This is a genomic window from Nocardioides sp. NPDC057767 (assembly GCF_042798275.1).
Lineage (GTDB): Bacteria > Actinomycetota > Actinomycetes > Propionibacteriales > Nocardioidaceae > Nocardioides.
Window position 1 is genome coordinate 1 of sequence record NZ_JBHVKJ010000093.1, and the last position, 13,050, is coordinate 13,050.

General features: G+C 70.9%; 11 protein-coding genes. 9 read left to right on the top strand and 2 right to left on the bottom strand.

What is annotated here, in order from left to right:
- The first annotated feature begins 192 nt into the window (after positions 1 to 192).
- The gene (locus ACFVDI_RS27445; RefSeq protein ID WP_378912066.1) at positions 193 to 1,563 is read left to right on the top strand and encodes a glycoside hydrolase family 16 protein; all 1,371 of its coding nucleotides are present in this window, start codon (positions 193 to 195) and stop codon (positions 1,561 to 1,563) included.
- A gap of 32 nt (positions 1,564 to 1,595) precedes the next feature.
- Entirely contained in the window at positions 1,596 to 2,606 is a 1,011-nt protein-coding gene (locus tag ACFVDI_RS27450) for a LacI family DNA-binding transcriptional regulator (protein WP_378912067.1), read from the top strand.
- Between the two features lie 24 nt (positions 2,607 to 2,630).
- Here ACFVDI_RS27450 and ACFVDI_RS27455 read toward each other — a convergent pair whose 3' ends face one another.
- Positions 2,631 to 3,344 (bottom strand): response regulator, encoded by a 714-nt coding sequence (locus ACFVDI_RS27455; protein WP_378912068.1) that lies wholly within the window; start codon positions 3,342 to 3,344, stop codon positions 2,631 to 2,633.
- Positions 3,341 to 5,008, bottom strand: a complete 1,668-nt coding sequence (locus ACFVDI_RS27460) for an ATP-binding protein (protein ID WP_378912069.1) — start codon at positions 5,006 to 5,008, stop codon at positions 3,341 to 3,343. The genes ACFVDI_RS27455 and ACFVDI_RS27460 overlap by 4 nt, the downstream gene beginning before the upstream one ends.
- A gap of 203 nt (positions 5,009 to 5,211) precedes the next feature.
- Between ACFVDI_RS27460 and ACFVDI_RS27465 the strand changes: the two genes are divergently transcribed.
- From ACFVDI_RS27465 to ACFVDI_RS27495, 7 genes are all read left to right on the top strand, one after another.
- Positions 5,212 to 6,159 carry a Bug family tripartite tricarboxylate transporter substrate binding protein gene (locus ACFVDI_RS27465; RefSeq protein WP_378912070.1) on the top strand — a complete coding sequence of 316 codons (948 nt, stop codon included), beginning with the start codon at positions 5,212 to 5,214 and terminating at the stop codon, positions 6,157 to 6,159.
- Complete coding sequence (locus ACFVDI_RS27470; protein WP_378912071.1) at positions 6,156 to 6,713, top strand: tripartite tricarboxylate transporter TctB family protein; 558 nt, start codon at positions 6,156 to 6,158, stop codon at positions 6,711 to 6,713. Before ACFVDI_RS27465 ends, ACFVDI_RS27470 begins: the two co-directional genes overlap by 4 nt.
- 10 nt (positions 6,714 to 6,723) lie before the next feature.
- Positions 6,724 to 8,250, top strand: coding sequence for a tripartite tricarboxylate transporter permease (locus ACFVDI_RS27475; RefSeq protein WP_378912072.1), 1,527 nt, complete (start codon positions 6,724 to 6,726; stop codon positions 8,248 to 8,250).
- The gene (locus tag ACFVDI_RS27480; RefSeq protein WP_378912073.1) at positions 8,247 to 8,669 is read left to right on the top strand and encodes a universal stress protein; all 423 of its coding nucleotides are present in this window, start codon (positions 8,247 to 8,249) and stop codon (positions 8,667 to 8,669) included. The genes ACFVDI_RS27475 and ACFVDI_RS27480 overlap by 4 nt, the downstream gene beginning before the upstream one ends.
- Positions 8,670 to 8,743: 74 nt before the next feature.
- Positions 8,744 to 10,213, top strand: coding sequence for a 30S ribosomal protein S12 methylthiotransferase RimO (gene rimO / locus ACFVDI_RS27485; protein WP_378912074.1), 1,470 nt, complete (start codon positions 8,744 to 8,746; stop codon positions 10,211 to 10,213).
- A gap of 10 nt (positions 10,214 to 10,223) precedes the next feature.
- Positions 10,224 to 10,847, top strand: coding sequence for a CDP-diacylglycerol--glycerol-3-phosphate 3-phosphatidyltransferase (pgsA, locus tag ACFVDI_RS27490; RefSeq protein WP_378912075.1), 624 nt, complete (start codon positions 10,224 to 10,226; stop codon positions 10,845 to 10,847).
- A 155-nt stretch (positions 10,848 to 11,002) separates the two neighbouring features.
- The gene (locus tag ACFVDI_RS27495) at positions 11,003 to 12,976 is read left to right on the top strand and encodes an ExeM/NucH family extracellular endonuclease (protein ID WP_378912076.1); all 1,974 of its coding nucleotides are present in this window, start codon (positions 11,003 to 11,005) and stop codon (positions 12,974 to 12,976) included.
- Positions 12,977 to 13,050: the final 74 nt, after the last annotated feature.

Consider the following 13,050-nt stretch of genomic DNA (forward strand, 5'->3'; position numbering starts at 1 on the left):
ACTGTCCCAAACCCGCGGGACAGTTGCGCCGACTCGACGGTTGTGAGCGGGACAGTTGCGCCGGGTGGGCGGGATCTTAAAGAGTTTCGCGTTTGGTGACACGCGTCACATCACTTTGGGACCATGGCACCGAGAGAGCGCTCTCACGAGTCATCGGGGCTCGACGCTCGTTCATTCGGAAAGCGAGTCATCATGAGAAGTCTCAAGGCATTGGGAGCCGCCGTCGTGGCGGCCGGCGTGGTCGCGGTGGCGATCCCGCTGTCATCGTTCGGGCAGGCGTCCGAGGCGTCCGAGCCGGGCACTCCGGCCGGCTGGACCAAGGTGTGGAGCGACGACTTCACCGGTGCGGCCGGGTCGCGGATCAACACGAACAACTGGATCTACGACATCGGCCACTCCTATCCCGGCGGCGCCCCCAACTGGGGCACCGGGGAGATCGCCTACCACACCGACAGCACTCAGAACGTCTACCAGGACGGCGGCGGGAACCTCGTCATCAAGCCGATCCGCGACGGTGCCGGCAACTGGACCTCGGGCCGCATCGAGACGGTCAGGACCGACTTCCAGCCGCCCGCGGGTGGCGTGCTCCGCGTCGAGAGCCGCATCCAGATGCCGAACGTCACCGGCCCCGCCGCGCAGGGCATCTGGCCGGCGTTCTGGATGCTCGGCGAGCCGTTCCGCGGCAACTACTGGAACTGGCCGGGCATCGGCGAGATCGACATCATGGAGAACGTCAACGGCGCCAACCAGGTCTGGGGCACGCTGCACTGCGGCACCTCGCCGGGTGGCCCGTGCAACGAGACCACCGGTCTCGGCGGGACCCTTCAGGGCTGCCCGGGCTCGACCTGCCAGTCGTCGTTCCACACCTACGCGATGGAGTGGGACCGCAGCACCAGCCCGCAGCAGATCCGGTTCTACGTCGACAACACGCTCTACCACACGGTCCGCTCCGACCAGGTCGACGAGACCACCTGGAACAACGCGACCAACCACGGCTTCTTCATCATCCTCAACGTCGCGATCGGCGGTGGCTGGCCCGGCAACCCGACCGCGGCGACCGCGTCCGGGGTGCCGATGCTGGTCGACTACGTCGCGGTCTACTCCAAGGGCGGCGGCACGGCCGAGCCGACCGACCCGCCCGCGCCGGGCAGCCGGGACGCCTACTCGACCATCCAGGCCGAGTCCTACAACGCCCAGAGCGGCACCCAGACCGAGGCGACCACCGACACCGGCGGCGGTCAGAACGTCGGCTATCTCGGCAACGGCGACTGGCTCCGCTACGACGGCGTGAACTTCGGCTCCAGCGCCGCGCACACGTTCTCGGCCCGGGTCGCCTCCGGTGCTCCCGCCGGGGTCAGCGGCCTGGTGGAGGTACGCCTCGACAACGTGAACAACGCCCCGATCGGCAGCTTCTCGGTGGCCAACACCGGAGGCTGGCAGAGCTGGCGTACGGTCCCGGGCAGCATCAGCGGGGTGACCGGCACGCACACGGTCTTCCTCCGGTTCACCAGCGGCCAGCCGGCGGACTTCGTCAACCTCAACTGGTTCACGTTCTCCCGGTGACCGGCGGGGGCAGGAGGCGATAGGTTCCACTCATGAACGAGACCCCGGCCGGCCGGCCGACGCTGGAGACGGTGGCCCGGGCGGCCGGGGCCTCGCGAGCGACCGTCTCCCGCGTCGTCAACGGCTCCACGACCGTGCGCCCTGACATCGCCGAGAGCATCCGCCGGGCCATCGCCGACCTGGGCTACGTGCCGAACCCGGCGGCGCGGAGCCTGGTGACGCAGCGTACGGACTCCATCGCGCTGATCCTGCCCGAGTCCGCTACCCGGGTGTTCTCCGACGACGCCTTCTTCCCGGGCGTCATCCGGGGCGTCGGCGAGGCGCTGGAGAAGGCCGACAAGCAGCTCGTGCTGCTGCTCGCCTCGACGCGGTCGAGCCATGACCGGATCCTGCGCTACGTGCACGGCCGCACCGTCGACGGTGTCGTCCTGGCCTCGATGCACGGCGCCGACACCCTGCCCGAGGAGCTGCGGGCGGCAGGCGTTCCGGTCGTGACCAGCGGGCGGCCGCTGGGGGAGGCCACCGTCCCCTACATCGATGTCGAGCACGCCAGCGGGGTGAAGGCGGCGATGCGTCACCTGATCGGCCTGGGCCGGACCCGGATCGCGACCATCGCCGGGCCGCAGGACATGGTCGCGGGCCGGGAGCGGCTGGCGGGCTACCTCGCCGGTCTGCAGACGGGAGCCGTGCCCCTGGTCGAGGAGGGCGACTTCATGCGTCAGTCCGGCATGGAAGCCATGGAGCGGCTGCTGGAGCGCGATCCCGGCATCGACGGCGTCTTCGCGGCCTCCGACCTGATGGCCGACGGCGCCATGCGTACGCTGCGACGCCTCGGCCGCCGGGTGCCCGACGACGTCGCGGTGATCGGCTTCGACGACGTCGACGCCGCCCGGTTCACCGACCCGCCGCTGACCACGGTGCACCAGCCGATCCACGAGATCGGCACCCGCCTGGCCGAGCAGATCCTCCGCCTGGTGGCGGGCGAGGAGGTCGAGGCCTCCGTGGTGCTCCCGACGAGGCTGGTGATCCGCGAGTCCGCCTGAGCGGGCCCGGCTGGGCCGGTCTGATCAGGACAGTGCGCGGTAGCGGCGTTCGGGCCGCCCGGCGGTGCCGTAGTTGAGACGTACGCCGATCCGGCCCGTGCTCGCGAAGTGCTCCAGGTAGCGGCGCGCGCTCACCCGGGAGACGCCGATCGCGTCGGCACACTCGGTGGCGCTCAGCTCACCGGCCGACTGCAGCGCGGCGAGCACGGCCCGGGCGGTCTCCGCGCTGAGCCCCTTCGGCAGTCGCTCCCGGGCCTCGCGAGCGCCCTGGTGACTGAAGACCTCGTCGATGCCGGCCTGGACCTCGTCGCGGTGCTCGGCGCCCTCGGAGCGCTGCCCGATCCGGGCGAGCGCCTCGCGGGAGCGGCGTACGTCGTCGAGCCGGGCGGCCAGGTCCTCGAACGGGAACGGCTTGACCACGTAGTGGGCCGCGCCGCCGGCCGCGGCCGCGCGGACGGTGTCGGCCTCGCGGGCGGCGGTGATGACGATGACGTCGGTGTCGTCACCGCGGCCCCGCAGTCGGCGCAGCAGCTCGATGCCGCTGAAGTCGGGAAGGTGCACGTCGAGCAGCAGCACGTCGGGGGAGAGGCGCGCGGTCTCCTCGAGCGCCTGCGCGCCGGTGGCGGCCACGCCGACGACCCGGAAACCCTCGACGCGCTCCACGAAGCGGGTGTGGATCGAGGCCACCATGAAGTCGTCCTCGACCACGAGCACGGTGAGCTCCGGTGTGGACGTCATCGGGTCTCCTCGGGGGCAGCGGTGGTGGGTGGTGCGAGCGGGACGGCGCCGGGCAGGGTCGCGACGAAGACCGCGCCGGGGCGTTCAGCCGACCCGGTATTCTCCACCTCGACCTCGCCCCCGCGTGTACGGCACACCAGTTGGACCAGTGCGAGCCCCACCCCGCGACCACTGGCGTCGCGCGGTTTCGTGCTGAAGCCGCGCCGGAAGATCTCCGGCAGCCGCTCGGCAGGCACGCCGCCGCCGGTGTCGGAGACACGGACCGTCACGGTCTCGCCCTCGGCCCTGAGGAGTACGCCGACCCGGCCGTCGAGCGGCCCGACCAGGGCGGCCGCGTCGACGGCGTTGTCGACCAGGTTGCCGAGGACGGTGACCACGTCGGCGGAGCCGTCGGGGGTGAGCCGGGGGAGCGAGCTGGCGGCGTCCAGGTCGATGCTCACCCGCCGCTCGGCGGCCAGGCTGGCCTTGGCGATGAGCAGGGCGGCCACCGCGGGGTCGTCGATCCGGGAGGTGATGTGGTCGCTCAGCGCCGCCCGGCGTGCGGTCAGCCCGGTGACGAACTGGCCGACCTCGGTGTACTCCTCCAGCTCCAGCAGACCGGTGATGGTGTGGAGCTGGTTGCTGAACTCGTGGGTCTGGGCCCGCAGCGTCTCGGTGACGCTCTCGCGTGCGTTGAGCTCGCTCTGCAGCGCGACCAGCTCGGTGCGGTCGCGCAGCGTGGTGACGGTGCCGGCGGGGCGGCCGGCGTGATGGACCCGGTTGCGGTTGAGCACGAGCACGCGGTCGCCGGCGACCAGCGGAGCGTCGTGCACCTCCTCGGGGCCGCTGAGCAGGGCGAGCGTCTCGGCGGGCAGGCCGAGCGCGTCGAGACGGCGTCCGGTCGGGTCCTCGCTCAGTCCGAGCAGCTCGCGGGCGCTGTCGCTCATCAGGCTGACCCGGCCGTCGGCGCCGACGGCCAGCACCCCCTCGCGGATCGAGCGCAGCAGACCCTCACGGTGGTCGGCCAGGGCGGCGATGTCGCGGGGCTCGAGCCCACGCGTACGCCGCTTGATCAGCCGCGCCAGCAGCCACGAGCCCAGCACCCCGAGCGCGAGACCGGCCAGCAGGACGGTCAACGCGTCGGCCCAGGTGCGGGCGAGCCGCTCGGTCAGCGGCGGGTAGTCCTCGGTCACCACGACCACGCCGACCGGGCGCGGGGCCTGGGCGTCCGGGCCGGTCGACCCGCCGCCGTAGACCGGAACCTGGGCGGCGATCGCGCGCCGGCCGGCGTCCACGATGTCACCGGACCAGGCCCGGCTCGTCTCGCGGCCACCGAGCTGGAGCGTCTCGCCGACCCGGGTCGGATCGGTCGCGACGAGCACCTCGCCGTCCAGGCTGGTGAGGTAGGCGGTGTCGGCGCCCGCGTCCGCGGCCCGGGTCTGCAGGTAGAAGGCCAGTGCCAGCCGGTCGGGGGTGCCGGTCAGGCCGTCCTGCACGGCCGCGGTGCCGGCCAGGCTCTCCGCGGCGGCGCGCAGCCGGTCCTCGCGGGAGTCACGGAAGTCGGCGTCGCTCTGTCGCAGTGACACGATGCTGGTCGCCGCGACGACGAGCAGCAGCACCGAGAGCTGCAGCACCAGCACCTGTCCGGCCAGCGTCAGGTGGCGGCGCGAACCCCGTGACCACAAGTTCCACAACCTCCTTTGGTTGCCCAATCGTGACGGCGGTCACCGCGGCCTGTGACCATCGCCACTGAACGTATTCGTCCCCTGAGTCTGGAGGCCAGCCGTTGTCGACCGCGACATCGCAGTCCCCGCCCCGACCACCGCTGCCAGCGCAGCGCCGTCGGGCAGCGAGCATACGCCGTACTCGCGCCGTCACCGTCGTGCTCGTGACCTGCCTGCTCGCCGTGGCGTCCGCCTGTGGCGTGACCCGTGGCGAGAAGTCCCGTGACCTCGACATGTGGATCCCGAACAGCCCCGGCGGCGGCTACGACCAGACCGGCCGGGCGGCCGTGGGTGTGCTCGACCGCGACAACCTGACCGGCGGCGACATCCAGGTGACCAACATCCTGGGCGCCGGCGGCTCGGTCGCGATGTCCCGCCTGATGAGCGAGGAGGGCAACGGCAACCTGCTCATGACCATCGGGCTGGGCGTGGTCGGCTCGACGTACTCCTTCGGCGTGGACGCGCGCCCCCAGGACGCCACCCCGATCGCGCAGCTCATCGAGGAGCAGGAGGGCGTGCTGGTCCCGGCCGACTCGCCCTTCAAGACCATCGACGACCTGGTGACGGCCTGGGCCGAGGACCCCGAGTCCGTCGTCGTCGGCGGCGGCTCCTCGCCCGGTGGCCCCGACCACCTCTTCCCGATGCAGCTGGCCGAGGCCGCCGGCATCGACCCCAAGGACGTCAAGTACGTGACGTACGACGGTGGTGGCCCGCTCACCAGCGCGCTGCTCGGCAACAAGATCGACGTCGGCTTCTCCGGTCTCGCCGAGTTCGAGGGCCAGGTGAAGGCCGGCGAGCTCCGGGTCCTGGCCACCTCCGGCGACGAGCGCGCCACCGGCATCTTCGCCGACGCGCCCACGCTGACCGAGAGCGGCATCGACCTGGTCTTCCTCAACTGGCGCGGCATCCTTGCCCCGCCGGGGATCAGCGACGAGCGCCGCCAGGAGCTCATCGACCTGCTCACCCGCATGCACGACTCCAAGCAGTGGCAGCAGGCGCTGAAGGACAACGGCTGGACCGACGCGTTCGTCACCGGCGACGACTTCGACAAGCTGCTCGTCGAGCAGGACCAGCGCGTCGCCTCGACCCTGAAGGAGCTGGATCTGCTGTGAGCGTCCACGAGACCCAACCCGAGATGCAGCCCGAGATGCAGCCCGAGACGCAGCCCGAGACGCAGCCCGCTCAGCGCCGGGTCGACCTCGGCCAGTTCGGTCTGGCCGCGTTCATGGTCGTCGTCGGGATCTACACGATCGTCGACGCCGCCGGCCTCGATGTCGGCTTCGCCGACCCGGTCGGTCCCCGCGTCTTCCCGTACGTCATCGGCACCGGCCTCGTCCTGGTCGGCGTGCTGCTGGCGGTCGCCACCGCCCGCGGCTCGCAGCCGGAGCCCGAGGAGGGCGAGGACGTCGACCTGAGCTCGTCGGCCGACTGGCTGACCGTCCTCAAGCTGGTCACGGTCCTGCTGTTCACGGTCGCGACCGTGAACCTGCTGGGCTGGGCCATCTCCGGTGCGGTGCTGTTCGCCGGCGCCGCCTGGTCCCTCGGCAGCCGCACGCTCGTGCGCGACGTGATCGTCGGGCTCGTCCTGGCCATCGGCAGCTGGTACGCCTTCTACGTCGGTCTGGGCATCCCGCTCACCCCTGGCGTACTCGACGGGATCCTGTGAGGACTGACTGATGGAGAACTTCGAACTGCTCATGGGTGGACTCGAGTCCGCCCTGACCCCGATGAACCTGCTCTACGCCGCCATCGGCGTGCTGCTGGGCACCTTCGTCGGCGTGCTCCCCGGCATCGGGCCGGCGATGGCCATCGCGCTGCTGCTGCCCGTGACGTACCGGCTCGAGCCGACCAGCGCGTTCATCATGTTCGCCGGCCTCTACTACGGCGGTATGTACGGCGGCTCCACCACCTCGATCCTGCTGAACACACCGGGGGAGTCCGCCTCGGTGATGACGGCGCTGGAGGGCAACCGGATGGCCAGGGCGGGGCGTGGCGCGCAGGCGCTGGCGACCGCCGCGGTCGGCTCGTTCGTCGCCGGCACCATCGGCACGATCCTGGTGGCGTTCTTCTCGCCGGCCCTGGCCGACGTGGCCGTCGAGCTGGGGGCGCCGTCGTACTTCGCGCTGATGGTCCTGGCCCTGGTCATGACCACGACGGTGCTCGGCACCTCGGCCCTGCGTGGGTTCGCCGCGCTGTTCCTCGGTCTGACGATCGGCCTGGTCGGCCTCGACCTCAACACCGGTCAGCCGCGGCTGACCTTCGGTGTGACGCAGCTCGTCGACCGGCTCGACATCGTGGTCGTCGCGGTCGGCATCTTCGCCCTCGGTGAGGCCCTGTGGGTGGCCGCCCACCTGCGCCGGCGTCCGGCGCACGTGATCCCCGTCGGCCGTCCCTGGATGGGACGCGACGACTGGGGCCGCTCCTGGAAGCCGTGGCTGCGCGGCACGGCCTTCGGGTTCCCGTTCGGTGCGCTCCCGGCCGGTGGCGCCGAGATCCCGACCTTCCTCTCCTACCTGACCGAGCGGAAGCTCTCGAAGCACGACGAGTTCGGCAAGGGCGCCATCGAGGGGGTCGCCGGCCCGGAGGCGGCCAACAACGCCTCGGCCGCGGGCATGTTCGTGCCGATGCTGGCCCTCGGGCTGCCGGTGACGGCCACCGCCGCGGTGATGCTCTCCGCTCTCCAGGGCTACGGCATCACCCCGGGTCCGCAGCTGATGACCGACCACGCCGACCTGGTGTGGACGCTGCTGGCCAGCCTGCTGATCGGCAACACCCTGCTGCTGGTGCTCAACCTGCCGCTGGCGCCGCTGTGGGCCCGGCTGCTGCGGATCCCGCGTCCGCAGCTCTACGCGGGCATCCTGTTCTTCGCCTGCCTGGGGGCGTACGCCACCAACCTGGACCCGTTCGACATCGGGCTGCTGGTCGCGTTCGGTCTGCTCGGCCTGATGATGCGCCGCTTCGGCCTGCCGGTGCTGCCGCTCATCCTGGGCGTCATCCTGGGGCCGCTGATGGAGACCAAGCTGCGTGAGGCGCTGACGATCTCGGGCGGTGACTACGGTGGGTTGCTGAACGAGCCGCTGGCGGTGGTCGTCTACGTACTGATCGCGTTGTTCATCCTGGGCCGGCCGTTCATCGCCCGGATCCGGGCCCGGGCCGACGAGTCGGCCACCGTCGAGGACGAGAAGGAGCTGGTGAACCGATGAGTGAGACGCCCGCAGGTGGCTGGGTGGTCGTGGCGTGGGCGCCCGACGTCTACGGCTCGGTCGCGCTGGACTGGGCGCTGGCCGACGCCGAGCGTCGCGACCGGGGCGTCGTGGTGGTCAACGCCTCCCGGGGTGACGCCCTGGTCGACAACCGCTTCGCCTTCGACGAGCAGCTCGGGGAGCTGGAGCGCCGGCTGTCCGAGTCCGGACGGCCGCACGAGATCCGGCAGTCCATCGACCCGGACGTCGGCGGCGCCGTCCTCGACGCCGCCGAGCAGCTCGACGCCCGGCTGATCGTGGTCGGGCTACGGCGGCGTACGCCGGTGGGCAAGCTGCTGATGGGGAGCGTGGCCCAGCGGATCCTGCTGGGTGCGGCCTGCCCGGTTCTCTCGGTGAAGCCGGGCTCGGTCCCGGACTGATCGACACCGCGATCGACCTAGGTCCGGCGCGAGGGTTCGGTGTCCGGGGCGTGCGCCCGTCATACTTCACGGTGATGAGCACTGCCACCGAACCCTCCGCCGAGACCGCCCCGACCGACCAGCAGGCCGACCAGAAGGTCGTGTCGGTCGCCATGGTCACCCTCGGATGCACCCGCAACGAGGTGGACTCCGAGGAGCTCGCCGGCCGGCTCACCGCCGGAGGTTTCCGCCTGGTCGCCGACCCGGACGAGGCCGACACCGTGGTGGTGAACACCTGCGGGTTCGTCGAGCAGGCGAAGAAGGACTCGGTCGACACGCTGCTCGAGGCCGCCGACCTCAAGGAGTCGGGCAAGGCGCAGGCGGTCGTCGCGGTCGGCTGCATGGCCGAGCGTTACGGCAAGGATCTGGCCGCCGAGCTCCCCGAGGCCGACGCGGTGCTCGGTTTCGACGACTACCCCGACATCGCCGCCAAGCTCCGCTCCATCCTCAGCGGCGAGACCCACCACCCGCACACGCCCCAGGACCGGCGGCTGCTGCTCCCGATCTCTCCGGTCGAGCGCGACGCCTCCGCCATCTCGGTCCCCGGCATGGCCGCGGTCGACCAGGTGCCCGGTTTCGCGGGACGTACGCGGCTCGACGACGCCCCGTGGGCGCCGCTGAAGCTCGCCTCGGGCTGTGACCGGCGCTGCACCTTCTGCGCGATCCCACAGTTCCGCGGTTCGTTCGTCTCCCGTCGCCCGAGCGACGTGCTCCACGAGGCCCAGTGGCTGGCCGAACAGGGCGTCAAGGAGCTCTTCCTGGTCTCGGAGAACTCCACCTCCTACGGCAAGGACCTCGGCGACATCCGGCTGCTCGAGACGCTGCTGCCGGAGCTTGCCGGCATCGACGGCATCGAGCGCGTACGCGTCTCCTATCTGCAGCCCGCCGAGACCCGCCCCGACCTGCTGAAGGTCATCGCCACCACGCCCGGCGTGACGCCCTACTTCGACCTGAGCTTCCAGCACGCCTCCAACGCCGTGCTGCGGCGGATGAAGCGGTTCGGCGACCCGGAGAGCTTCCTCGGTCTGCTCGAGCAGATCCGCGGCTACGCGCCCGAGGCCGGGGTCCGGTCCAACGTCATCGTCGGCTTCCCCGGCGAGACCGAGGAGGACCTCGAGATCCTCACCGACTTCCTGGTCGCCGCGCGCATGGACGTGACCGGCGTCTTCGGCTACTCCGACGAGGAGGGCACCGAGGCCGCTGCGTTCTCCGACGAGATCAAGCTGGACGAGGACGAGATCCGCGCCCGCGTCGAGCACGTCAACGAGCTCGTCGAGGAGCTCACCGCCCAGCGCGCCGAGGAGCGGATCGGGGAGCAGGTCGTCGTGCTCGTCGAGGAGACCTCGGACGGGGAGATCTGGGGCCGGGCCGCCCATCAGGGCCCCGAGGTCGACGGGATGACCTCGCTCGAAGGCGACGTCGAGGACGTACGTCCTGGTGATCTGGTGACTGCCTCCGTCATCGCCTCCGAAGGCGTTGACCTGGTCGCGTCGGTGAACGGTTAGGGTGCAGCCCGTGGACGAGACGACCGTCGAGAAGACCAGCAACTGGAACATCCCCAACGCGCTGACCACGCTGCGGATCCTCGCGGTGCCGTTCTTCGCGTGGGCGCTGCTCGCCGACGGCGGTGACAACCCGACCCTGCGCTGGATCGCCTTCGTGATCTTCGCGCTGGCGATGATCACCGACAAGATCGACGGCGACCTGGCCCGAAAGCACAACCTGATCACCGACTTCGGCAAGATCGCCGACCCGATCGCCGACAAGGCGGTCACCGGAATGGCCTTCATCGGCCTCTCGATCGTCGGCGACATCTGGTGGTGGGTCACCATCATCGTGCTGCTGCGCGAGTGGAGCGTCACGCTGCTGCGGCTCTCGGTGCTGAAGAGGATCGTGATCGCGGCCGACCAGCTCGGCAAGATCAAGACCACCGTGCAGGCGGTCGCGCTCGGCGGACTGCTGCTCCCGCTTCCGCACGGCTCGGCCCACGGCGGCGCCTTCGGCGACGCCCTTGTCTGGGAGCTGCTCTTCTACGCCTTCCAGATCTGCCTCGCGGTCGCGGTCGCGCTGACGATGTGGTCGGGCGCGCAGTTCTTCCACGGCGTGTGGAAGCAGCGCGCGTCCCTCCGGTCCTCGTAGATCTCCAATTTCGGGTAGTTGTAACTCCGTTACCCGACGTTCATCGAAGATCCCCGCGAAGAAGGTGTGGGCGGCGTTATCGTCGCGTTCCGGTCGGTGCTGAATCGGGCAGACCGCCCATCGCCCTCTACCTTCCACATGCGGGGAGTCATCCAATGTTCACAGCACTTCAGGTGCTCGGCTCGATGGTCGGCCTGACGGCCGCCGTCGCCGGCATCGGCGCGGTCGCCATCCCGACCGCGCGCGCCACCACCACGGCCGAGCCCGTCGCGATCGCCGACATCCAGGGCACCGGCACCGCCAGCCCGCTCGTCGGCCAGACCGTCACCACCAGCGGCATCGTCACCGCCGCCTACCCCTCGGGTGGGTTCTTCGGGTTCTACCTCCAGACGCCCGGCACCGGCGGCTCGCTCGACCTCGGATCCCACGACGCCTCCGACGCGCTCTTCGTCTACCAGCCCCGCTCGGCCGGGGCGGTCACGGTCGAGCCGGGCGACGCGGTGACGGTGACCGGTGAGGTGACCGAGTACGCCGGCTTGACCCAGGTGTCGGTGCCCACCGCGGCCGGCATCGTCACCGACGGCACCGGCAGCATCGATGCAGTCGTCTCGCAGTGGCCCGCCACCGCCGCGCAGAAGGAGTCGCTGGAGGGGATGCTCTTTGCGCCCCAGGGCGACATCACGGTGAGCAACACCTACGGTGTGGAGAACTTCGGCGAGCTCGGCCTCGCCCAGGGCGACCGCCCGCTGATCCAGCCGACCGAGGTGGCCCGTCCCGGGTCCGCCGAGGCCGCTGCCGTCGCCGCTGACAACGCCGCCCGCGGGATCGTGCTCGACGACGGCTCCTCGACCACGCTGCGCCCACCGACCAGCCGCACCATCCCCTACGTCTCCAACACCTCCCCGGTCGTGGTCGGCGCCTCCGTCGACTTCCGCGGTCCGGTGATCCTCTCCCAGGGCGGTTCGCCCTCGGCGCCCACCTACCGCCTCCAGCCCACCCAGGTCGCGACCGCCGACCCGGCGTCGTGGCCGGCGGACTTCGGTGACGTACGCAGCGACGCTCCCGACGAGCACAAGATCGGCCGTCGCGCCGACGTGAAGATCGCCTCCTTCAACGTGCTCAACTACTTCACCACGCTCGGCGACGCCGACGACGACAACGTCGGTGACGGTGGCTGCACCGCCTACGCGGACCGCGCCGGCGACGGCAACAACGTCCGCGGCGGTTGCGACCAGCGCGGCGCCTGGGACCCGGCCGACTTCGCTCGCCAGCAGGCCAAGATCGTCTCCGCGATCAACGCGCTCGGCGCCGACGTCGTCGGTCTGATGGAGATCGAGAACTCCGCGCGCCTCGGCGAGACCCCCGACGAGGCGACGAACTCGCTGGTCGCAGCCCTCAACGCGGCCGCAGGGAGCAAGGTCTGGACGGCCAACCCGTCCTCGGCCGAGCTGCCCGACGCGTCCGGCGCGGACGTGATCACCAACGCGATCATCTACAAGCGCTCGGCCGTACGCCGCATCGGCGAGGCCCGCGCACTGGGCGACCAGAGCGGCGACGACCAGGCCTTCGGCAACGCTCGCGAGCCGATCGGCCAGATCTTCAAGCCCGCCGACGGCGGCGCGCCGTTCCTCTTCGTGGTCAACCACTTCAAGTCGAAGGGCTCACCCGGCCCGTGGCCTGGCGACGCCGACACCGGCGACGGCCAGGGCGCCTCCAACGAGTCGCGGGTCCGCCAGGCGACCGCGCTGGTCTCGTGGGTCTCCTCGATCCGGTCCGAGACCGGGGTCACCGACGTCGCGCTCGCCGGTGACTTCAACTCCTACACCCAGGAGGACCCGATGCAGGTCCTCTACCGGGCAGGCTTCGCCGACTCCGAGACGCTCAGCGGCAACGAGGAGTACAGCTACTCCTTCTCGGGCCTGGCCGGGTCGCTCGACCACGTGCTCCTCAACCGGCACGCCCAGCGCCGCTTCACCGGCTCCGACATCTGGAACATCAACTCGGGTGAGTCTCTGCTGCTGGAGTACAGCCGCTACAACTACACCGGCCTCGACCTGCACACCGACTCGCCGTACCGCTCCTCCGACCACGACCCGGTCGTCGTCGGGCTGACGCGGACCGCGGGGTAGGCGTCCCGACCCGCGCGCCCCGCCGAGTCGGCGCAAACTGACCGGACAACACGTCGAGTCGGCTCGTCATGACG